The organism is Citrobacter sp. Cf125 (genome assembly GCF_030333935.1).
GTDB classification, from domain to species: Bacteria; Pseudomonadota; Gammaproteobacteria; order Enterobacterales; family Enterobacteriaceae; genus Citrobacter; species Citrobacter freundii.
The window spans coordinates 726,611-747,781 of record NZ_JAOWEY010000023.1 but is presented as its reverse complement, the minus strand read 5'-3'; the positions used below and the strand labels follow the sequence as shown (position 1 = coordinate 747,781).

20 protein-coding genes are annotated in these 21,171 nt (G+C 52.2%); 11 read left to right on the top strand and 9 right to left on the bottom strand.

From position 1 onward, the window contains the following. Window positions 1–266: 266 nt before the first annotated feature. Window positions 267–737, bottom strand: coding sequence for a transcriptional regulator ArgR (argR, locus tag OGV89_RS14065; protein WP_003025162.1), 471 nt, complete (start codon window positions 735–737; stop codon window positions 267–269). Between the two features lie 436 nt (window positions 738–1,173). Between argR and mdh the strand changes: the two genes are divergently transcribed. Then, window positions 1,174–2,109, top strand: coding sequence for a malate dehydrogenase (gene mdh / locus OGV89_RS14060; protein ID WP_003025158.1), 936 nt, complete (start codon window positions 1,174–1,176; stop codon window positions 2,107–2,109). A gap of 56 nt (window positions 2,110–2,165) precedes the next feature. On the opposite strand, the gene degS is transcribed toward mdh, so the two are convergent. The 3 genes from degS to zapG form a co-directional block, all read right to left on the bottom strand. Then, on the bottom strand, window positions 2,166–3,233 hold the full coding sequence (gene degS / locus OGV89_RS14055) for an outer membrane-stress sensor serine endopeptidase DegS (protein WP_003025154.1): 1,068 nt from the start codon (window positions 3,231–3,233) through the stop codon (window positions 2,166–2,168). 89 nt (window positions 3,234–3,322) lie between these two features. Then, window positions 3,323–4,690: a serine endoprotease DegQ gene (gene degQ, locus OGV89_RS14050; protein WP_003025151.1), complete on the bottom strand. Its 1,368-nt coding sequence runs from the start codon at window positions 4,688–4,690 to the stop codon at window positions 3,323–3,325. Between the two features lie 168 nt (window positions 4,691–4,858). Continuing rightward, window positions 4,859–5,257 carry a Z-ring associated protein ZapG gene (gene zapG, locus OGV89_RS14045; RefSeq protein ID WP_003025147.1) on the bottom strand — a complete coding sequence of 133 codons (399 nt, stop codon included), beginning with the start codon at window positions 5,255–5,257 and terminating at the stop codon, window positions 4,859–4,861. A gap of 192 nt (window positions 5,258–5,449) precedes the next feature. Between zapG and zapE the strand changes: the two genes are divergently transcribed. From zapE to sspB, 5 genes are all read left to right on the top strand, one after another. Continuing rightward, entirely contained in the window at window positions 5,450–6,577 is a 1,128-nt protein-coding gene (gene zapE / locus OGV89_RS14040; RefSeq protein WP_003839902.1) for a cell division protein ZapE, read from the top strand. Window positions 6,578–6,795: 218 nt separating this feature from the next. Next, complete coding sequence (rplM, locus tag OGV89_RS14035) at window positions 6,796–7,224, top strand: 50S ribosomal protein L13 (RefSeq protein WP_003025141.1); 429 nt, start codon at window positions 6,796–6,798, stop codon at window positions 7,222–7,224. A gap of 15 nt (window positions 7,225–7,239) precedes the next feature. Then, entirely contained in the window at window positions 7,240–7,632 is a 393-nt protein-coding gene (gene rpsI, locus OGV89_RS14030) for a 30S ribosomal protein S9 (protein WP_003025138.1), read from the top strand. 316 nt (window positions 7,633–7,948) lie between these two features. Then, complete coding sequence (gene sspA / locus OGV89_RS14025) at window positions 7,949–8,587, top strand: stringent starvation protein SspA (RefSeq protein WP_003025132.1); 639 nt, start codon at window positions 7,949–7,951, stop codon at window positions 8,585–8,587. Between the two features lie 5 nt (window positions 8,588–8,592). Continuing rightward, complete coding sequence (sspB, locus tag OGV89_RS14020; RefSeq protein WP_003025130.1) at window positions 8,593–9,096, top strand: ClpXP protease specificity-enhancing factor; 504 nt, start codon at window positions 8,593–8,595, stop codon at window positions 9,094–9,096. 56 nt (window positions 9,097–9,152) lie between these two features. Here the strand turns inward: sspB and dcuC are convergent, their stop codons facing one another. Further along, window positions 9,153–10,520, bottom strand: a complete 1,368-nt coding sequence (dcuC, locus tag OGV89_RS14015) for an anaerobic C4-dicarboxylate transporter DcuC (RefSeq protein WP_032938268.1) — start codon at window positions 10,518–10,520, stop codon at window positions 9,153–9,155. A 360-nt stretch (window positions 10,521–10,880) separates the two neighbouring features. Between dcuC and nanR the strand changes: the two genes are divergently transcribed. The 5 genes from nanR to nanQ all read left to right on the top strand — a co-directional run bounded on the left by nanR (window position 10,881) and on the right by nanQ (window position 15,747). After that, window positions 10,881–11,672, top strand: a complete 792-nt coding sequence (gene nanR / locus OGV89_RS14010) for a transcriptional regulator NanR (protein WP_003844825.1) — start codon at window positions 10,881–10,883, stop codon at window positions 11,670–11,672. 134 nt (window positions 11,673–11,806) lie between these two features. Beyond that, window positions 11,807–12,700, top strand: a complete 894-nt coding sequence (gene nanA / locus OGV89_RS14005) for an N-acetylneuraminate lyase (RefSeq protein ID WP_016151064.1) — start codon at window positions 11,807–11,809, stop codon at window positions 12,698–12,700. A 110-nt stretch (window positions 12,701–12,810) separates the two neighbouring features. After that, window positions 12,811–14,301, top strand: coding sequence for an MFS transporter (locus tag OGV89_RS14000; protein WP_003025119.1), 1,491 nt, complete (start codon window positions 12,811–12,813; stop codon window positions 14,299–14,301). 106 nt (window positions 14,302–14,407) lie between these two features. Continuing rightward, entirely contained in the window at window positions 14,408–15,277 is an 870-nt protein-coding gene (nanK, locus tag OGV89_RS13995; RefSeq protein ID WP_286558843.1) for an N-acetylmannosamine kinase, read from the top strand. Window positions 15,278–15,279: 2 nt separating this feature from the next. Then, window positions 15,280–15,747, top strand: a complete 468-nt coding sequence (gene nanQ, locus OGV89_RS13990) for an N-acetylneuraminate anomerase (protein ID WP_003025108.1) — start codon at window positions 15,280–15,282, stop codon at window positions 15,745–15,747. A 58-nt stretch (window positions 15,748–15,805) separates the two neighbouring features. On the opposite strand, the gene OGV89_RS13985 is transcribed toward nanQ, so the two are convergent. The 4 genes from OGV89_RS13985 to OGV89_RS13970 all read right to left on the bottom strand — a co-directional run bounded on the left by OGV89_RS13985 (window position 15,806) and on the right by OGV89_RS13970 (window position 21,164). Beyond that, window positions 15,806–17,086 (bottom strand): cytosine deaminase, encoded by a 1,281-nt coding sequence (locus OGV89_RS13985; protein WP_003839918.1) that lies wholly within the window; start codon window positions 17,084–17,086, stop codon window positions 15,806–15,808. Then, entirely contained in the window at window positions 17,076–18,326 is a 1,251-nt protein-coding gene (codB, locus tag OGV89_RS13980) for a cytosine permease (protein ID WP_003844832.1), read from the bottom strand. Before codB ends, OGV89_RS13985 begins: the two co-directional genes overlap by 11 nt. 137 nt (window positions 18,327–18,463) lie before the next feature. Continuing rightward, entirely contained in the window at window positions 18,464–19,546 is a 1,083-nt protein-coding gene (locus OGV89_RS13975; RefSeq protein WP_044701329.1) for a PDDEXK nuclease domain-containing protein, read from the bottom strand. 199 nt (window positions 19,547–19,745) lie between these two features. Further along, complete coding sequence (locus OGV89_RS13970; protein WP_003025096.1) at window positions 19,746–21,164, bottom strand: glutamate synthase small subunit; 1,419 nt, start codon at window positions 21,162–21,164, stop codon at window positions 19,746–19,748. Window positions 21,165–21,171 lie beyond the last annotated feature (7 nt).

Sequence of the window (21,171 nt, the reverse complement as noted above, 5' to 3'; positions counted from 1 at the left end):
GTGGGTATTAAGTGTTAAGAAAAATATTTTTTATAACCAAATGGAATTAAAAAGAGCGTTTCGAACATTTTAAAAGAAATAAATTAAATAAAATCAATTGGATATGGTTTTTTGCAAAATGTGCGTTTTTAAGCCTTCATATTCACTATGTGAATGGTTTTTGACGGTTAAACGCACCATTTGTTAAATGCATAGCAGTTAAAAATAGACGGAAGGGGGTAGAAAGAGAGTGTTTTCCCCCGCCGCGAGGCGACGGGGAGGCGGTATTACAGTTCTTGTTCGAACAGTTCCAGAATGGCTTCGTAGAGATCTTTTACCGTAAAACCCTTAGCTGGGGTGGTGAAGATGGTATCGTCACCGGCAATCGTACCCAGGATACCTTCCGCTTTCCCCAATGAGTCCAGCAGACGTGCAATCAACTGAGCAGCGCCAGGACTAGTATGAATAACCACGACCGCATCGTTATAGTCGATATCCAGCACCAGATTTTTCAGCGGACTGGAGGTTGTAGGCACGCCCAGTTCCGCCGGAAGGCAGTACACCATTTCCATTTTCGCATTGCGGGTACGCACGGCGCCAAATTTGGTCAGCATGCGTGAAACCTTGGACTGATTGATATTATCAAAGCCCTGATCCTGCAATGCGAGGACGATTTCGCCTTGAGAGCTGAACTTTTCTTCTTTAAGCAGCGCTTTAAACGCCTTTACTAATTCTTCTTGTTTTGCCGAGCTTCGCATAAGTCACCCGTAATATGGCGGTAGAAACAACATTATTGTGCATACAGATGAATTTTTATGCAAACAGTCTGCCTTGTTCAAGGCTGAAATAATGTTATGAAAGAGCGGAATTTTATCAAATTTCGTTATCAAGAAACATGCCTGTGTCACGGCTCGCAAATAAGGTTAAAAGTAAATTAAATGTTATCAAATTGATGTTGTTTTGAGAGGTGGGTAGGGTATATTGTCAGCACCTGTTGGAAAGTTGCTCTACTGTGCGGGTGGTTTTGAATTACGTAACTTAGGTTTTATTTTACGTAAGTTAAATGCATAAAAGCCAAATTTGCGTGACTACGCATTCTTGACGCGTGGTTGTTGTATTCGTTGGATTTGTGAATTAAGGTCGCCGCCGCGGAGCAATAGACACTTTGCTTATCAATATAATAAGGAGTTTAGGATGAAAGTTGCAGTCCTCGGCGCTGCTGGTGGTATCGGTCAGGCGCTAGCATTACTGTTAAAAACCCAACTGCCTTCAGGTTCAGAACTCTCCCTGTACGACATCGCTCCAGTAACGCCTGGTGTGGCCGTTGATTTGAGCCATATCCCTACTGCTGTGAAAATCAAAGGCTTCAGTGGCGAAGACGCTACCCCTGCACTGGAAGGTGCTGATGTAGTACTGATCTCCGCGGGCGTCGCACGTAAACCGGGTATGGATCGTTCCGACCTGTTCAACGTTAACGCCGGTATCGTGAAGAATCTGGTGCAGCAGGTTGCTAAAACCTGTCCGAAAGCATGTATCGGTATCATCACCAACCCGGTGAACACGACCGTTGCTATCGCTGCAGAAGTCCTGAAAAAAGCAGGCGTATACGATAAGAACAAACTGTTTGGCGTGACCACGCTGGACATCATCCGCTCCAACACCTTTGTTGCGGAACTGAAAGGCAAGCAGCCTGGCGACGTTGAAGTCCCGGTTATTGGCGGCCACTCTGGCGTGACCATTCTGCCGCTGCTGTCACAAATTCCTGGCGTAAGCTTCACCGAGCAAGAAGCAGCTGACCTGACCAAACGTATCCAGAATGCGGGTACTGAAGTTGTGGAAGCTAAAGCCGGTGGCGGATCTGCAACCCTGTCTATGGGTCAGGCCGCAGCGCGTTTCGGACTGTCACTGGTTCGCGCACTGAGCGGCGAAAAAGGTGTGGTTGAATGTGCTTACGTTGAAGGCGATGGCCAGTATGCTCGCTTCTTCTCTCAGCCGCTGCTGCTGGGTAAAAACGGCGTAGAAGAGCGTCAGTCTATCGGCAAGCTGAGCGCGTTTGAACAAGCTGCGCTGGAAGGTATGCTGGATACGCTGAAGAAAGATATCACTCTGGGCGAAGAGTTCGTTAAGTAACGAACTGCCCAAAAGTAAAAAACCGGAGCACTTGCTCCGGTTTTTTTATATCCGTATTAGTTGGTCGCCGGATATTCCTGAATCGTGACCTGTAGCGTCAACTGCTTGTCATCTCGCATCACGACCACGGAGATAACTGAACCTGGTCGAATCTCTGCCACCTGGTCCATCGTTTCCAGTGCAGATACCGCCGGTTTGTTATTGACCGAGATAATCAGATCGTTAACCTGAATACCTGCCTGCGCTGCCGGACCGTCCGGGGCTACTTCGTTAACCACAATCCCCTGAATTTGATCCATCCCGCCGCCCTGGGCGTGTAGTGGCGCAATTTCTCGGCCGCTGATGCCGATATAGCCGCGAATCACGCGCCCGTCACGAATCAACTTATCCATGATTTTGGTTGCCAGTTGAAAAGGAATAGCAAAGCCGATCCCTTCCGGGGTTTCGCCATCGTTGCTCTTATCAAATGACAGGGTGTTAATACCCATCAACTCGCCCAGCGAGTTGACCAGCGCGCCGCCGGAGTTACCGTGGTTGATGGAGGCATCGGTTTGCAGGAAGTTTTGCCGCCCCGTCGGGTTCAGGCCAATACGACCGGTGGCACTGATAATCCCCTGGGTGATGGTTTGCCCGAGGTTGTACGGGTTCCCGATTGCGAGAACCACATCGCCGATGTGCGGTACGCGTTTGTTATTAATCGGAATTGTCGGCAGTCCACCAGTGGCGTTGATTTTCAGCACCGCAAGGTCGGTTAACGTATCAGACCCCACAAGCAGCGCTTCAAATACGCGACCGTCCTGCAATGCGACGATGATTTGGTCTGCATCGTTAATGACGTGCTTATTGGTAATGATATAGCCGCGCTGATCCATGATAACGCCTGAGCCGAGCGTGCGGATCTCAAGCTGGTTATGCGCTGTGCTGTTCATACTGCGGTTATAAACGTTAACGACGGCAGGAGCTGCACGGCGAACCGCCGGGTTATAGCTGGCGGGCGTTTCATCTGCACTATCGAACTGCGGTGCGGTAAGCGTATTAATTTTGCGCAGCGAGGGCATCGCGGCCAGCAGAATAGCGCCGACGATTAAACCAATCGCGACCGAACGTAAAAGCTTCACAAACATGATGGCGGCGTCATTAATAAAGGGAACGGCTGCAGCATATCACGAGTTTACCGGACATCACACGAGGGGCTGATGTCCGGTTGCATGCGTTAACGCAGGAGCAGGTAAATACTCTCGTTACCGCGCACCACCTGCAGGGCAATGATCGACGGTTTCGCTTCCAGCACTTTACGCATTTCAGCGATCGAGTTTACGCGATCGCGGTTAACGCCAATAATAACGTCATCTTTATGCAGTCCGGCCTGTGCGGCAGGGCTGCTTTTTTCTACGTTATCAATTCTGATGCCTTTGGTACCGTCTTTTAACTGACCGTCGCTGAGCGTGGCCCCTTGCAACGCAGGCGCAATCATCTCTGCGCTGGCGGACGATGATGTGCTGGTATCGAGGGTGACTTCAACCTCCAGCGGTTTACCGTTACGTAGCAGGCCCAGTTTGACTTTGGTCCCTGGTTCGGTTGTCGCAATACGTGAACGAAGTTCGGCGAAGCTGTTAAGCGGTTTACCGTTGAGACTGGTAATGACGTCACCTGATTTCACCCCCGCTTTTGCGGAGCCGGAGTTAGGCAGAACCTCACTGACAAACGCGCCACGCTGTACGTCCAGTTTGAACGCTTTGGCGATATCGGAAGTCATCTCGGTGCCTTTGATGCCCAACAGACCGCGTTTGATTTCACCAAACTGCATCAACTGCTGTGCCAGCGTGCGCGCCATGTTGCTCGGGATTGCAAAACCAATACCGATGCTGCCGCCACCGGGGGCCAGAATCGCGGTGTTAATACCGATCAGCTCACCGTTGAGGTTAAGCAATGCGCCGCCGGAGTTACCGCGGTTGATAGAGGCGTCAGTCTGAATAAAGTTTTCCAGACCTTCCAGGTTCAACCCACTGCGACCCAAAGCCGATACAATGCCGGAGGTGGCTGTTTGACCCAAACCGAACGGGTTACCCACAGCCACCGCGAAATCACCCACGCGGAGTTTATCAGAGTCAGCAATGGCAATTTGCGTCAGGTTGCTGGGGTGTTGAATTTGTAGCAGTGCGATATCGCTCTGATCGTCGCTGCCAATAAGCTTTGCGTCGAATTCACGACCATCATTAAGCTGAACGCTGATTTTTTGCGCCTGATTAATAACGTGATTATTGGTCAGGACGTAGCCTTTGGCGGCATCAATAATGACACCTGAACCCAGTCCTTCAAAAGGTTGGGAAGGTTGATCGGGAAGTTCATCACCAAAAAACTTTTTGAACTCTTCCGGGACTTTCTGCCCCTGAGTGGCGGTGCCTTCGACCCTTACACTCACCACGGCTGGCAACACTTTCTCCAGCATCGGGGCGAGGCTGGGGAGCGCAGCCTGACCGGGAACCTGGCCGGGAATCGACGCGACGGCCGGGAATGGCGCCGAGAGAGTTAACCCGACACTTAACGCTAATGCACTCAACAGCTGGGTTTGTTTTTTCATGGATCCTGCTCTCGTACCTTGAGTAAACGGAAGATGATTCAAAACAGTTTGATGTTATTGAATTTTCGGTTTGGTCACAATGAGGCTAACGACTAAATAATAGCTGGGACGGGAAGAGAAGCGGAGGGCGCAATTGCTGCGCCCAATAAATTTCTTAACGATGTGCGGTTAGTCGCGCTTTGCGCCACTACGCAGCAGGCCAGATGCCCCTTCAGAATAGTCACGTGGCATCTGAACCGGCGCCTGATCGTTGCCTGCTTCAGACTCTGCCAGACGATTACGGAACGGGTTGTTTTCCGGCGACATACCCGGCAGCAGGTTGCTGGAGCTTTTCGCCATATGCTGGTAAATCTGACGATAATCGTCCGCCATGTTATCCAGCAATTCAGCGCTGCGGGCAAAGTGGCTCACCAGTTCTTCACGGTACTCTTCCAGCTCAGCTTTATTTTTTTCCAGTTCGTACTGCAATGCCTGCTGTTGGCGTAATTTCCGATTACCAAAACGCATGGCTACAGCACCAATAATGATACCGACGACTAACCCAATTAGCGCATATTCCCAGGTCATGAACATCTCCCGTTGTCTTGTGTTTCCGTAGGGTGTTGGCTTTAGGCTCCATGCCTGCGCCTGATTATGCCACTATAACCGCTAATCCCGTAGAAGTGGAATCCCGTGTTTATATCACGTAATGTAGAACGGCCTTTTTTTCGTCAACCGTGAGCGACGGCACATCGATTCTCAAGGAATAACAATAACATCATGCAAAGCCTTTCCCCGACATCGCGTTACCAGCAAGCCCTCAACGACGGCAGTCATCAGCCCGACAATGTACAACAAGAAGCCGTGAATCGACTGGAAACAATTTTCCAGGCACTTACGACGCCAGCACGTCCTGCGCCGCAGGAGAGCGGACTGATGGCGCGTTTTGGCAAATTGCTGGGCAAGCGTGAGTCGCCGATCAACACACCGGTGCGTGGTTTATATATGTGGGGAGGAGTTGGGCGCGGAAAAACCTGGCTGATGGATCTGTTCTACCATAGTCTGCCGGGCGAACGTAAACAGCGTTTGCACTTTCACCGTTTTATGCTGCGTGTGCATGAAGAGCTTACTGCCTTACAGGGGCAGAGCGATCCGCTGGAAATCATCGCCGATCGCTTTAAGGCCGAAACGGACGTGCTGTGCTTTGACGAATTTTTTGTTTCTGATATTACCGACGCCATGCTACTCGGCGGCCTGATGAAGGCACTGTTTGCCCGTGGCATTACGCTGGTGGCGACCTCCAATATTCCGCCAGACGAGCTGTATCGCAACGGTTTACAACGCGCGCGTTTTCTTCCTGCCATTGATGCTATCAAACAGCATTGCGACATCATGAATGTTGATGCTGGCGTCGATTATCGTCTGCGCACCTTAACGCAGGCGCATTTGTGGCTGTCGCCACTGAATGAGGAAACCCGCCAACAGATGGATAAACTCTGGCTGGCATTAGCGGGAACCAAAGGTGAACATGCGCCGACGCTGGAGATCAATCATCGTCCGATGCAGACGCTGGCCGTCGAAAACCAAACGCTGGCGGTGTCATTTACCACGCTCTGTGTCGATGCGCGTAGCCAGCATGACTACATTGCGCTGTCGCGTTTGTTTCACACGGTACTGTTGTCTGATGTGCCGGTCATGACCCCGCTGATGGAGAGTGAAGCGCGGCGCTTTATCGCATTGGTGGATGAGTTCTACGAACGCCACGTCAAGCTGGTGGTCAGCGCGGCATCGCCACTCTATGAAATTTATCAGGGCGAGCGTCTGAAGTTTGAATTTCAGCGCTGTTTGTCGCGTTTGCAGGAGATGCAAAGCGAAGAGTATCTGAAGCGGGAACATTTAGCCGGTTAAACCTGCCGCAAATCACATAAAGGGGTCGATCTTTGACCCTGACTTCTCTATAATCTTGCGACCCCACGTTACGAGAGAGTTTTTTTCCCAAAACTTTCTATGCGCCGGCATAGGCTATTCGAAGGGGTAGGTTTGCTGGACAATGTCGTGTGAACCTCAACTGACAAAACGTTTGGGTGTTCACCAACGTGTAACTTATTTATTTGGGTAAGCTTTTAATGAAAACTTTTACAGCTAAACCAGAAACCGTAAAACGCGACTGGTATGTTGTTGACGCGACCGGTAAAACTCTGGGCCGTCTGGCTTCCGAACTGGCTCTGCGCCTGCGCGGTAAGCACAAAGCGGAATACACTCCGCACGTAGATACTGGTGATTACATCATCGTTCTGAACGCTGACAAAGTTGCTGTAACCGGCAACAAGCGTACTGACAAAGTGTACTATCACCACACCGGCCACATCGGTGGTATCAAACAAGCGACCTTTGAAGAGATGATTGCTCGCCGTCCTGAGCGTGTGCTTGAAATCGCGGTTAAAGGCATGCTGCCAAAAGGCCCGCTGGGTCGTGCTATGTTCCGTAAACTGAAAGTTTACGCTGGCAACGAGCACAACCACGCGGCACAGCAACCGCAAGTTCTTGACATCTAATCGGGATTATAGGCAATGGCTGAAAATCAATACTACGGCACTGGTCGCCGCAAAAGTTCCGCAGCTCGCGTTTTCATCAAACCGGGCAGTGGTAAAATCGTAATCAACCAACGTTCTCTGGAACAGTACTTCGGTCGTGAAACTGCCCGCATGGTAGTTCGTCAGCCGCTGGAACTGGTCGACATGGTTGAGAAACTGGATCTGTACATCACTGTTAAAGGTGGTGGTATCTCTGGTCAGGCTGGTGCGATCCGTCACGGTATCACCCGCGCTCTGATGGAGTACGACGAGTCCCTGCGTGGCGAACTGCGTAAAGCTGGCTTCGTTACCCGTGATGCTCGTCAGGTTGAACGTAAGAAAGTCGGTCTGCGTAAAGCACGTCGTCGTCCTCAGTTCTCCAAACGTTAATTGTACTCTGCTTCGGCAGACGACAATTTGCGAAAAAACCCGCTTTGGCGGGTTTTTTTATCGTTATTTCTCGCCTCAGATCCACGGTAATCCGCTGATTGCCACCTCTTTTTCCCCATTTCAAGAATCGACTCACCACAAAGGTCACAAAATCTGGTAAACTATCATCCAATTTTCTGCCCAAATGTCCGGTATCGTTCATTTTTTGTTTGTATTTTGAACAGCAATGACTTTCCCGAGTCTGGGTGACATCACTTCTGGCTGGCCACTGAGTGGCTGGTAGCAGTAAAAATTCTGAATATACCTGGAGGTTTTCATGGCTGTCGCTGCCAACAAACGTTCGGTAATGACGCTGTTTTCTGGTCCTACTGACATCTATAGCCATCAGGTCCGCATTGTGCTGGCTGAGAAAGGTGTTAGTTTCGAGATTGAGCACGTGGAGAAGGACAATCCACCTCAGGATCTGATCGACCTCAACCCGAATCAGAGCGTACCGACACTGGTGGATCGTGAGCTGACCCTGTGGGAATCTCGCATCATTATGGAATACCTGGATGAGCGCTTCCCGCATCCGCCGCTGATGCCGGTTTACCCGGTTGCGCGTGGTGAAAGCCGCCTGTACATGCAGCGTATTGAAAAAGACTGGTACACGCTGATGAATGTCATCGTGAACGGTTCTGCATCTGAAGCTGAAGTCGCGCGTAAGCGTTTGCGCGAAGAACTGCTGGCAATTGCGCCAGTATTTGGCCAGAAACCTTACTTCCTGAGCGATGAGTTCAGCCTGGTAGACTGCTACCTGGCGCCGCTGCTGTGGCGTTTACCGCAGCTGGGTATTGAATTCAACGGTGCAGGTTCGAAAGAACTGAAAGGGTACATGACTCGCGTCTTCGAACGTGACTCTTTCCTGGCTTCTCTGACTGAGCCTGAACGTGAAATGCGTCTGGGCCGGGGTTAACCTGTATGGATTTGCCACAGCTAACACCACGCCGTCCGTATCTGCTGCGCGCGTTCTATGAGTGGCTGCTAGACAACCAGCTCACGCCGCATCTGGTGGTGGATGTGACGCTCCAGGACGTGCAGGTTCCAATGGAATATGCGCGTGACGGGCAAATTGTTCTGAATATTGCACCGCGTGCGGTGGGCAACCTGGAACTGGCTAACGATGAAGTGCGCTTTAACGCGCGCTTCGGTGGTGTGCCGCGTCAGGTGTCTGTGCCGTTGGCTGCTGTTCTGGCAATTTATGCACGTGAAAATGGCGCCGGTACGATGTTCGAACCGGAAGCCGCCTACGACGAAGATGTCGCCAGCTTAAATGATGACGACAACGACGCGTCTGGTTTTGAGAGTGAAACAGTCATGTCGGTCATTGATGGCGATAAGCCTGACAATGGCGACGACAACGATCCTGATGACACTCCGCCGCCACCTCGCGGTGGGCGTCCGGCGCTGCGCGTAGTGAAATAAATAGTGAAATAAAAAAACAGGCCCTTTCGGGCCTGTTCTGTTTTCTGGCTTCGGGATCAGTAAAACAGCGCGATGGTGGCTACCATATTCACCACAAATCCTACTGCCATCGGGATTGCTGTACGTTTTACTACTTCAAAGGGCGATACGCCGGCAATACCTGATGTCACGACAATTACAGCGGTTATGGGTGACACCGCGCGGGCAAGCGTAGTGGCAAAATGCATCGGCATAATCATCACTACTGCAGGAATATGCAGCCCGGCGGCAATATCCGGAATGAGGCTGGCAAAAGACATAAACGGTGCGTTGCCTGACCCCATGACAATCGCACAGGCGGCGATGACCACCGCCATGATGATCATCACGCCGATGCCGCCAAGACCGGAATGCTCTGCGCCTTTTATTACGGCGTCGACAGTCCCGATAGTCGTCAACCCTTTCGCAAAGATTTCACCGGCGACCACCAGCGTGACAACGTTGGCAAACTGCGTCCCCATGCCGTCAAAAAAAGCCTGCACATCATCCATCGTTTCGCGCAGATTATGTTTATGCAGGAATTCAACAAACATAGTCAGCGTCATGCTCATCAACATCACCACCACCAGATTCAACTCTGCTTTCATTAGCCCCATTTGCGCAAGGGCAAGCGAGCCCAGCATCAGGATCAGCGGCATGACGGGTAGAATGGCGTAATAGAGCGGAGGTACGTTTTCCAGCGTCTTTTGTTCAGCAAATCCGTTGCTTTCCGGTGCGGCTTTTTTATCAAACTGACGCTGAACGAAAAAATGCGCAATGGCGACGGCGACAATGACACACGACGCGACGGGCAACTGGTATTGAAAGAAATAAGTGGCGATTTTCATACCCGCGACCTGCGCGGCAAAAATCGAGTTGGTTTCCAGAATGCCCCATTCAATAGACATTGAGGTGGCAATGACCGCCACTGCAGATAAACGGCTCACGCCAAGACTGACCAGCGTTGGGAATAGCGTCACCATCAGCAACATACCTAACCCGGATGCGCTGGTAATGAATTGCGCCATGATCTGACCAATAACATAGGTGGCGGCAAGCACAACATAGGGTGAGCGGATTAGCTTGAGCGGGCGGCTTAACAGGCTAACCATCGCTCTGCTGGCTCCCATTCTGTCCATATAACGGGCATAACCACCCACCGCCATGATTGATAACCCCAGTCCGGCCGCGCGGTTGGAGAGCATACGCAAAATTTCGTTGTAAATATCGACCAGTAGATAGCCACTGCTCTTATCGTCAGCGACCAACACGCCGTAGCCCAGCCAGACACCGCAGATCATCAGGAAGATCCCGGCGGCGGCCAGCACGACCTGCGGTTTGTAGTTTTTGAGGATCAGGTAACCCATCGTTAATAAAACGATGACAGAGATAATGATGCCGAACATTGTTTCACTCCATGCCAGAGAAGAAGATAAATCCGGTAATAACGCTGTTATCCCAACGGATGTTATATTTTTCTGGGCATTTTTTATGGAGTGAATATCTTATTTTTAATTCGAGGATTTAATTATTTATCGTTATAAAATAGATGGTTATGATAAATTATCATGTTAATGTTCATAAATTTCATGAAGATGATATAACTCTATTAAATTAAAAATAGGCGGAAGATACTCGCTTAAAATAATATTGCTGTTACGTATGTTATCAATAAGCCAGCGGGGGCGGATCGACCATCATTTCACCCTGCTTTCGATCCTGTGTTAGGATAAACCCGCTGTTGTTTGTCACCACGACTTAGCTGAATGGACCCTATGAACGCATTTGATTCGCAAGCTGAAGACTCTCCATCCACCATTGGCCGTAGCTTACGCAATCGCCCGCTTGCGCGTAAAAAACTGTCTGAAATGGTTGAGGAAGAACTGGAGCAGATGATTCGTCGTCGGGAATTTGGCGAGGGCGAACAGTTGCCGTCTGAGCGGGAGCTGATGGCCTTCTTTAACGTGGGCCGTCCTTCTGTACGAGAAGCGCTGGCCGCGTTAAAACGCAAAGGTCTGGTACAAATCAACAACGGCGAGCGCGCCCGCGTTTCGCGTCCTTCAGCTGATACCATCATCAGTGAGCTGTCTGGTATGGCGAAAGATTTCCTCGCACATCCCGGCGGCATTGCCCACTTCGAGCAGTTGCGACTGTTCTTTGAATCAAGCCTGGTTCGATACGCCGCCGAACATGCGACAGATGAGCAAATCGACAGGCTGGCGAAAGCGCTGGAGATCAACAGCCAGTCGCTTGATGACAATACGTTGTTCATCCGTTCGGACGTTGATTTTCACCGCGTACTGGCGGAGATCCCGGGCAATCCCATCTTTATGGCGATCCATGTTGCGCTGTTAGACTGGTTAATTGCTGCCCGTCCGGCCGTTGCCGATCAAGAATTGTATGAGCACAATAACGTGAGTTATCAGCAGCATATCGCTATTGTCGATGCGATTCGTCAGCGCGATCCTGAAGAAGCAGACCGCGCACTGCAAGAACATCTCAATAGCGTTTCCGCAACCTGGCACGCCTTCAGCAAAAGTAAAAAATTGCGTAAGTAATCGCGATCCTGACGATCTTTTAGTGAAGCAGATCGCACTATAAGCGTTCTCTATTGTATTGCTGCTTATTTGATCTGGTATAACAGGTATAAAGGTATGCGGTCAGATAACACTAATCATCGTCAGAGGTCGTTATGGCAAGAAATTTAAAAGGCGTAATGCCAGCGTTGTTAACTCCATTCGATAACCAACAGAAACTGGACATCGAGAGCCTGCGCCGTCTGGTGCGTTTCAACATTGGTCAGGGGATCGATGGGCTGTATGTCGGTGGCTCAACGGGTGAGGCCTTTGTCCAAAACCGCGCTGAAAGAGAGCAGGTGCTGGAAATCGTTGCTGAAGAAGCGAAAGGCAAAGTGACGTTAATTGCCCATGTTGGCACGGTCAGTACGGAAGAAAGCCAGCAACTGGCGAGCGCCGCGCATCGTTACGGCTTTGATGCTGTCTCCGCTGTCACGCCGTTTTACTATCCGTTCAGCTTTGAAGAGCACTGCGATCACTACCGCGCAATTATTGATTCAGCGAATGGATTGCCGATGGTGGTCTATAACATCCCGGCGCTGAGCGGCGTAAAACTGACGCTGGATCAGATCAACACGCTGGTGACGTTGCCGGGCGTTGGCGCACTGAAACAAACTTCGGGCGATCTCTATCAGATGGAACAGATCCGCCGCGCTCATCCCGATCTGGTGCTTTATAACGGTTATGACGAGATCTTCGCTTCTGGACTGCTAGCAGGCGCAGATGGTGGTATCGGTAGCACTTACAACATCATGGGATGGCGTTATCAGGGAATTGTGAAAGCGCTCAAAGAAGGTGACATTCGCACGGCGCAAAAGCTGCAAACCGAGTGCAATAAGGTTATCGATCTGCTTATTAAGGTTGGCGTGTTCCGCGGCCTGAAAACAGTACTGCACTATATGGATGTGGTTTCTGTTCCACTGTGCCGTAAACCCTTTGCTCCGGTAGATGAACGCTATCTGCCGGAACTGAAAGCGCTGGCAAACCAACTGCTGGCGGAAAAGGCGTAATCGCGGGTCGCCGGGGGCGCTTCGCTTGCCCGGCCTGGATTTTTCGACCGTAAGCCGGGTAAGGCAAAGCCACCACCCGGCACAACAACAAAGATCGTCGGGAGAGTAAAATGAGTACTTCTACCCAGAGCATCCCGTGGTATCGCCATCTCAATCGGGCACAATGGCGGGCATTTTCCGCCGCCTGGCTGGGATATTTGCTTGATGGTTTCGATTTTGTGTTAATCGCCCTGGTGCTGACAGAAGTGCAGGGCGAATTCGGACTGACGACGGTGCAGGCCGCCAGCCTGATCTCGGCCGCCTTTATCTCCCGTTGGTTTGGCGGGTTAATGCTGGGGGCAATGGGCGACCGTTACGGACGCCGTCTGGCAATGGTCACCAGCATCATTCTGTTCTCCGTGGGGACGCTGGCCTGCGGCTTCGCGCCGGGCTACACCACCATGTTTATCGCCCGTCTGGTTATCGGTATGGGAATGGCGGGTGAGTACGGCTCCAGTGCAACCTATGTTATTGAAAGTTGGCCTAAACACCTGCGAAATAAAGCCAGTGGCTTCCTGATTTCCGGCTTTTCCGTTGGTGCCGTGATCGCCGCGCAGGTCTACAGCCTGGTGGTTCCGGTCTGGGGGTGGCGTGCGCTGTTCTTCATCGGCATCCTGCCAATTATCTTCGCCCTGTGGCTGCGTAAAAATATTCCGGAAGCGGAAGACTGGAAAGAGAAACACGAAGGCAAAGCGCCAGTGCGCACGATGGTGGATATTCTCTACCGGGGCGAGCATCGGGTAATTAATATTCTGATGACGATCGCCGCTGCAACCGCGCTGTGGTTCTGCTTTGCTGGCGACCTGCAAAATGCGGCTATCGTGGCGGTCCTCGGCCTGATATGTGCGTTTATTTTCATTAGCTTTATGGTGCAAAGCAGCGGGAAGCGCTGGCCGACGGGCGTCATGCTGATGGTGGTCGTACTATTCGCCTTCCTGTACTCGTGGCCGATTCAGGCACTGTTGCCAACCTATCTGAAAACCGAACTGCTGTACGATCCTTCCACGGTGGCCAGAGTGCTGTTCTTTAGCGGATTTGGCGCGGCGGTCGGCTGTTGCGTCGGCGGTTTTCTTGGCGACTGGCTGGGTACGCGTAAAGCCTATGTCTGCAGTTTGCTGGCCTCGCAGTTGCTGATTATTCCGGTGTTTGCGATAGGCGGTTCAAACGTCTGGGTACTGGGTTTGCTGCTGTTTTTCCAGCAAATGCTCGGCCAAGGGATCTCCGGGATCTTACCAAAATTGATTGGCGGCTATTTCGATACCGACCAGCGTGCGGCGGGCCTGGGCTTCACCTATAACGTGGGCGCACTGGGTGGGGCTCTGGCACCGATCATCGGCGCGCTGATTGCCCAACGTCTGGATCTGGGCACGGCGCTGGGATCGCTCTCTTTCGGTCTGACATTTGTGGTGATCCTGCTGATTGGTCTCGATATGCCGTCCCGCGTACAGCGCTGGCTGCGTCCTGAAGCGTTGCGTACGCATGATGCCATTGATGGTCGACCGTTTAGCGGGGCTGTACCGTTCGGCGGTGACAAAAGCACCATGGTGAAATCCAAAAGTTAATCCCATTGCCCGGTGTTGAACCGGGCAATTAGCGTAAGGGAAGAAGTATGTCGTTACTTGAGCAACGGGATAAAAAGCGTATCACCGCGATGCAGAAGGCGGTGTCATGACCACATTGGCAATTGATATCGGCGGTACCAAACTGGCTGCCGCGCTGTTAGACAGTAATCTGCAAATTCGCGAGCGGCGTGAATTGCCGACGCCCGCCAGCAAAACGCCGGAGGCGCTGCGCGCTGCGCTGCAAGCACTGGTTGCACCGCTACAGGGGCGTGCTAATCGGGTGGCGATCGCCTCGACGGGGATTATCCGTGAGGGGGCTTTACTGGCGCTGAATCCGCATAACCTTGGCGGGTTGATGCATTTTCCGCTGACACAAACGCTGGAACAAATCACCGGCCTGCCGACGCTGGCAGTCAATGACGCACAGGCAGCGGCCTGGGCGGAATACCACGCTATGGCGGATGAGATAAGCGACATGGTGTTTATCACCGTGTCGACAGGCGTCGGCGGCGGCGTGATCAGCAACGGCAAATTACTCACCGGGTCTGGTGGTCTAGCTGGACACTTAGGACATACGCTGGCGGATCTCAATGGACCGGCCTGCGGCTGCGGGCGTGTGGGCTGCGTCGAGGCGATTGCTTCCGGTCGAGGGATCGCGGCTGCAGCCGAAGGTACGCTTGCTGGATGCGACGCCAAAACCATTTTTAGCCGCGCCGGGCAAGGAGATGAGCAGGCAAGCAGGTTGATCCATCGCTCGGCGCGTACTTTGGCAAGGCTTATCGGCGATGTGAAGGCCACGACCGATTGCCAGATTGTGGTGATTGGCGGCAGCGTTGGGCTGGCTGAAGGATATCTGGCGCTGGTTGAACATTATCTGGCACAAGAGCCCTTGGCCTATCACGTGGAATTACTGGCGGCGCATTACCGCCATGACGCTGGATTACTGGGGGCCGCGCTGTTGGCCCAGGGAGAATGATGATGATATCAGATGAGTTGCGTTCACTGCCTTCTGCCGGATTACATCCGGTCTTACAGCAGGCATTAACGCTTGCCATTGCGGCGAATCCGCAGGAGAAAACGCCAGGGCGCTACGCGTTGCAGGGCGATACTATTTTTATGAATGTCATGCAGTTTGCGACGCAGAGCCCAGAGCAAAAGAAAGCGGAACTGCATCAGCAGTACATTGATATTCAGGTGCTGTTGTCTGGCGAAGAACGCATTCTGTTCGGGATGACCGATTCTGCTCGCCAGTGCGATGAGATGCATGTTGAGGATGACTATCAGTTGTGCAGCGAGATTGCCGATGAGCAGGCGATCGTACTGAAGCCGGGAAGATTTGCGATTTTTATGCCGGGCGAGCCGCATAAACCGGGCTGTATGGTGGGGGGGCCGGGGGAAATCAAAAAGGTCGTGATCAAGGTGCGCGCCAGCTTATTACAAGCCTGACGATGAGAGACCGTGTCGGATGGCAAGGCTTGCGCCATCCGACACTGGATAGAACAACTTAGCGCTTAAACGTCACCGCTTCCGGCTGCGTCAGATGCAGCGTGGTCTGGCTTGGCACTGTCTCAGCAATGACTCGCCCGTGACGAATGGAATAACGGGCAGGTGTCTGGCGACGAACCGCGTCAAACCCATTTTCTGCCGCTAAAATCACCAGATTTCCGGAGTTTCCCACGTTCAGACCGTAATCCTGCAGGTGCAAGGTTTTCGCACTGTGGGTGGTAACCAGGTTCAGCCCATCGTTGATCTGTCCGTATCCCATCAGCTGACACACATGTAATCCCATATGCAGTACCTGCAGCATATTGGCGGTGCCCAGCGGATACCACGGGTCGAAGACGTCATCATGGCCGAAGCAGACGTTGATCTCTGCTTCCAGCATCTCTTTGACGCGCGTTACGCCGCGACGTTTAGGATACGTATCAAAGCGCCCTTGCAGGTGAATATTTACCAGTGGGTTCGCGACAAAGTTAATGCCGGACATTTTCAACAGGCGAAAGAGGCGGGAAGCATACGCGCCGTTATAGGAATGCATTGCCGTGGTATGGCTGGCGGTCACGCGTTCGCCCATATTGTCACGATGCGCCAGCGCCGCGACGGTTTCAACAAAGCGTGACTGCTCATCGTCAATTTCGTCGCAGTGCACATCGATAAGCCGATCGTATTTCTGCGCCAGAGCGAAAATTTTGTGCAGCGACTCAACGCCATATTCACGCGTAAATTCAAAGTGGGGGATCGCGCCAATGACGTCTGCGCCCAAACGCACGGCTTCCTCTAATAGCGCTTCACCGTTGGGGTAAGAAAGAATGCCCTCTTGCGGGAACGCGACAATTTGCAGCTCTACCCACGGCGCGACTTCTTGCTTCACCTCCAGCATGGCTTTCAGTGCAGTCAGCGTCGGATCGGAAACGTCAACGTGCGTGCGGACATACTGGATGCCGTTGGCCATCTGCCACTTCAGCGTCTGCATGGCGCGCGCTTTGACGTCTTCGTGCGTGAGCATTGCCTTACGTTCGGCCCAACGCTCAATGCCTTCAAATAACGTACCAGACTGGTTCCAGCTCGGCTCGCCTGCGGTTTGCGTGGTGTCCAGATGGATATGTGGCTCAACGAACGGTGGAATGGCCAGGCCGCCTTCGGCATCAAGCACTTCGCCCTGCGGTAACGTGGCGGTGTCCTGTGGCTCAATCCGGCTGAAGCGCCCGTTTTCAATCGTGAGCTGCCACAATCCTTCGCGTCCCTGTAAACGTGCCTGACGAAGGGTGATGTTATTATTCTGCATGGCTGACCTCTGGTGATTTAGCAAGGCTGCGATTGAAAAGTGGATTCAGCAGGATATAGCTGAATACGCCGCCAAGTACGGCGTTGACGGGCACAATACCGGGAATATAGTGACCTGCGGCAATGCCCAATGCAACGGACAGGATCGCTATCCAGTTTACGGAAATAAATTGCGCTTTGCTGAAGTCGGCATAGCGACGATGGTTCAGCAGATAGTCGGCGATGATCACCCCGCCAATCGGGGGAATTGCTGCCGACAGAAAAGTCAGCCAACCGACAAAGTTATTGTAAAGCCATAGCGCACACAATGTGCCGATAATACCGTTAGCCACCGACAGTGTACGGCTGGAAAGGCCGGTAATATTGGCAAATCCCAGACCTGAGGCATACAGCGCATTGTCGTTAGTCGTCCAGATGTTCAGACCGAGCACTACAATCGCGGGCAGCAGCAGTCCCTGGGCAATCATCACGTCAGAGATATCCGCCTGTCCAACCGCAGCCGCGCCCGCAGCGCCGAAGATGAACATCAAGGAGTTGCCAAGGAAAAACGCCACCATGGCAATCAGCACCGCGCCTTTGGCGTTGCGACCAAAGCGAACGAAGTCGGCGGTTAATGTTCCTGCGCTGACAAACGAACCGACCACCAGCGCCAGGGCGGTGGAGAAATTCAGCGGCGTCTGCGGCACTATCGCTTTTAAATGGTCTAAACCGCCGACATCACTCACCGCCAGCCAGACGGAGTAGCTGCCAAGAACGACGATGGCAGGCACGGCGATGATAGATAAAACGGTCAGCGCCGAGATGCCAAAAAAGATGGTCAGGGTCATCAACAGACCAGAAACCGCAATCAGGATATTGACGTCAATTCCCGTCGCTTTGCCCACCGGGATAGCAAACATAGCCACACCCACGCCAAACCAGCCTACCTGCGTACCGCCTAACAACAGTGAGGGAAGCCATGAACCTTTCAAACCAAATGAGTAACGCGCCAGAAGGTGGGTTGAGAGCCCTGTTTTTGCGCCGATAAAACCGAGAAATGCAGTGTAAATACCGAGGAGAAGATTACCGAAGAGAACTGCCAGGAAGAAATCATTATAGGAAAGACCGGTACCGAGTGTGCCACCGGTCCACATACTGGCGGAAAAAAATGTAAGCCCCAACATGACAAATGTTAGTGGAACCACGCCTTTCCGCGCCGCCAGAGGGACGGGGCCCTGGCTATAATTGTTGTCCTGCGACACAACGCCTCCATGAATTTTGCCCAAAAAATCCGCCGCATAATATACAGTTCTCAGAATAAAGCAAACGATTACGTATAATCTTTACATGGTTATTATTTATGGTGTTGATGATTGCGTTGATTTTCCTTGGTCGACAGTTAACCCGCGTCTGTGAGTTGAGTTCCCAGCATGGTTTGTGAACGAATGAGCTCGTCTGCAAGTAATTTTTCATCAGGTAGCTGTACTTTGTACTCGCTCGCCTGGATGGTATTCGGTAGGCCGTTCAACGCGTAGTGCGCTTCCCCCGCCCCTTTTCCTGCGCACAGAATCAGCCCGACTGGCGGATTTTCCCCCTGTATCGTCCAATGTTCTTTGGCATAGTTCAGATACATATTCATCTGCCCGGCATCCGCATAGCTGAATTTGCCTACTTTTAGATCAACGAGCAACAGGCAGCGTAAACGACGATGAAAGAACAGCAGATCGACGCGGAACCAGTTATCGTCAATGCGCAATCGACGCTGACGGCCAACAAAAGCAAAATCGTCGCCGAGCTCCAGCATAAAGTCCATCAGGTGATTGATCAGCGCCTCTTCAAGATCCGATTCTGAATACTCATCCTTGAGGCCAAGAAACTCCAGAATGAACGGATCGCGGATGGCCTTTTCAGGCAAGACTTCAGGCTCCGTCGGGACTGCCTTCTGCAACATGGCGGATTTGTCGCGGGACAACAGCGTCCGCTCATAAAACTGAGTGGCAATTTGTCGATTGAGCTGCCGTACTGACCAGCCGTTACGGAGAGTCTCTTTCTCATAAAAAGTGCGGGCATCGGCATTTTTAACAGACAAGAGGCGGACATACGCCGACCAGGGTAGTGGGAATGTTTTGGCGAGTTGTATGAGATTTTGAGATTCACCAGACAGTGTCTGCTGAATCTCAATTTGTTGAAAATAAAGATAAAACATACGCATTTGCCGTATGTTTACCATGGAAAACCCCCGTTTATAGCGTTGGTTTAGATCCACTGACAACCGTTCAATAAGCTGAGCGCCATAGGCTGCCCGGGATTCACCACCTTGCTCAAATTCAACAATTCGTCGACCAATTTCCCAGTAGGTCGCCGTCATTAGTGCATTGATACTACGGACAGTTTCTGTCCGCGCGGTGTCCAGTAGTCGAACAATTCCGTTATGGATTTGCTGATAGTCATCTGCATCCTGAAGTGACGTCGGCGTGGTCATACTTCATCCCTTTCGTGAAAGTTACGGTGTAAAAATATTCCGCGATCAATACGCCCGGGTGCTGAAGTGGTCAATCCACATTCTACTAATTACAAAGACTTGCAGTCTTAATTGCGAGTAGCTTTCAAAGAATGGTGGAGAAATACGGAGAAAAAAAGCCCCTGTCGACAAACGTGAACAGGGGCCAGAGAAGGCTCTTTTACACTTCCAGGTAATTCAGAATCCCGTCTGCCGCTTTACGACCTTCGGCAATCGCGGTGACCACCAGATCCGAACCGCGCACGATGTCGCCACCGGCGAAGATTTTCGGGTTGCTGGTCTGGAAAGCGTTGTCGCTACGTTCCGGGGCAATAATGCGCCCCTGTGAATCCAGTTCGACGCTGTGCTCTTTCAACCATTCCATGCTGTGTGGGCGGAAACCAAACGCCAGGACCACGGCATCAGCCGGAACAACGTGCTCGGAGCCAGCGACGATCTCCGCACGGCGACGTCCCTTCGCATCCGGTTCGCCCATTTCAGTGCGCGCCATTTTCACGCCGCACACTTTCCCGTTGGCATTCACTTCCACACCTAAAGGCTGGACGTTGAACTGGAACTCGACGCCTTCTTCGCGCGCGTTTTTCACTTCGCGTTTCGAACCCGGCATGTTCTCTTCATCGCGACGATAGGCGCAGATAACGTGCGATGCTTCCTGACGTACGGAGGTGCGCACGCAGTCCATCGCGGTATCGCCACCGCCGAGCACGACGACACGTTTGCCTTCCATGCTGATATATGGCTCATTGCTGCTTTCGCCAAAGCCCATCAACTGTTTGGTATTGGCAATCAGGAACGGCAGGGCATCAAACACGCCATCAGCGTCTTCGTTTTCCAGCCCGCCGCGCATCGACTGATAGGTTCCTACGCCAAGGAACACGGCGTCGTAATCCTTCAGCAAATCATTGAGCTGTACGTCACGGCCTACTTCCACGTTGAGTTTGAACTCAATGCCCATGCCGGTGAAGATTTCACGGCGACGGGTCATGACCTCTTTTTCCAGCTTGAAGGCTGGGATACCGAAGGTCAGCAAGCCGCCGATTTCCGGGTGACGGTCAAATACCACCGCCTTTACGCCGTTGCGGGTCAGCACATCAGCGCACGCCAGACCTGCAGGACCGGCACCGATAATGGCGACGCGCTTGTCCGTCTGGCGAACACCGGTCATATCCGGACGCCAGCCCATCTCAAACGCTTTATCGTTGATATAGCGCTCAATATTGCCGATAGTTACCGCGCCAAACTCATCGTTCAGCGTACAGGATCCTTCACACAGTCGATCCTGCGGGCATACACGGCCACAGACTTCCGGCAAGGTGTTGGTCTGGTGCGAAAGCTCTGCCGCTTCAAAAATACGTCCCTCATTCGCCAACTTCAGCCAGTTCGGGATGTAGTTATGCACCGGACACTTCCACTCGCAGTACGGGTTACCGCAGGACAGGCAGCGATCTGCCTGTGCTTTGGCCTGACCTTCAGAAAACGGCTCGTAGATCTCGATAAATTCGATCTTACGGATCTTCAGCGGCTTCTTCGGCGGATCAACACGCTGCAGGTCGATAAATTGGTATACGTTCTGACTCATTGCTGCT

Coding starts and splice junctions, on each gene's coding strand:
- argR (WP_003025162.1), bottom strand. CDS start 737: ATGCGAAGCTCGGCAAAACAAGAAGAATTAGTAAAGGCGTTTAAAGCG.
- mdh (WP_003025158.1), top strand. CDS start 1,174: ATGAAAGTTGCAGTCCTCGGCGCTGCTGGTGGTATCGGTCAGGCGCTA.
- degS (WP_003025154.1), bottom strand. CDS start 3,233: ATGTTTGTGAAGCTTTTACGTTCGGTCGCGATTGGTTTAATCGTCGGC.
- degQ (WP_003025151.1), bottom strand. CDS start 4,690: ATGAAAAAACAAACCCAGCTGTTGAGTGCATTAGCGTTAAGTGTCGGG.
- zapG (WP_003025147.1), bottom strand. CDS start 5,257: ATGACCTGGGAATATGCGCTAATTGGGTTAGTCGTCGGTATCATTATT.
- zapE (WP_003839902.1), top strand. CDS start 5,450: ATGCAAAGCCTTTCCCCGACATCGCGTTACCAGCAAGCCCTCAACGAC.
- rplM (WP_003025141.1), top strand. CDS start 6,796: ATGAAAACTTTTACAGCTAAACCAGAAACCGTAAAACGCGACTGGTAT.
- rpsI (WP_003025138.1), top strand. CDS start 7,240: ATGGCTGAAAATCAATACTACGGCACTGGTCGCCGCAAAAGTTCCGCA.
- sspA (WP_003025132.1), top strand. CDS start 7,949: ATGGCTGTCGCTGCCAACAAACGTTCGGTAATGACGCTGTTTTCTGGT.
- sspB (WP_003025130.1), top strand. CDS start 8,593: ATGGATTTGCCACAGCTAACACCACGCCGTCCGTATCTGCTGCGCGCG.
- dcuC (WP_032938268.1), bottom strand. CDS start 10,520: ATGTTCGGCATCATTATCTCTGTCATCGTTTTATTAACGATGGGTTAC.
- nanR (WP_003844825.1), top strand. CDS start 10,881: ATGGACCCTATGAACGCATTTGATTCGCAAGCTGAAGACTCTCCATCC.
- nanA (WP_016151064.1), top strand. CDS start 11,807: ATGGCAAGAAATTTAAAAGGCGTAATGCCAGCGTTGTTAACTCCATTC.
- OGV89_RS14000 (WP_003025119.1), top strand. CDS start 12,811: ATGAGTACTTCTACCCAGAGCATCCCGTGGTATCGCCATCTCAATCGG.
- nanK (WP_286558843.1), top strand. CDS start 14,408: ATGACCACATTGGCAATTGATATCGGCGGTACCAAACTGGCTGCCGCG.
- nanQ (WP_003025108.1), top strand. CDS start 15,280: ATGATATCAGATGAGTTGCGTTCACTGCCTTCTGCCGGATTACATCCG.
- OGV89_RS13985 (WP_003839918.1), bottom strand. CDS start 17,086: ATGCAGAATAATAACATCACCCTTCGTCAGGCACGTTTACAGGGACGC.
- OGV89_RS13975 (WP_044701329.1), bottom strand. CDS start 19,546: ATGACCACGCCGACGTCACTTCAGGATGCAGATGACTATCAGCAAATC.
- OGV89_RS13970 (WP_003025096.1), bottom strand. CDS start 21,164: ATGAGTCAGAACGTATACCAATTTATCGACCTGCAGCGTGTTGATCCG.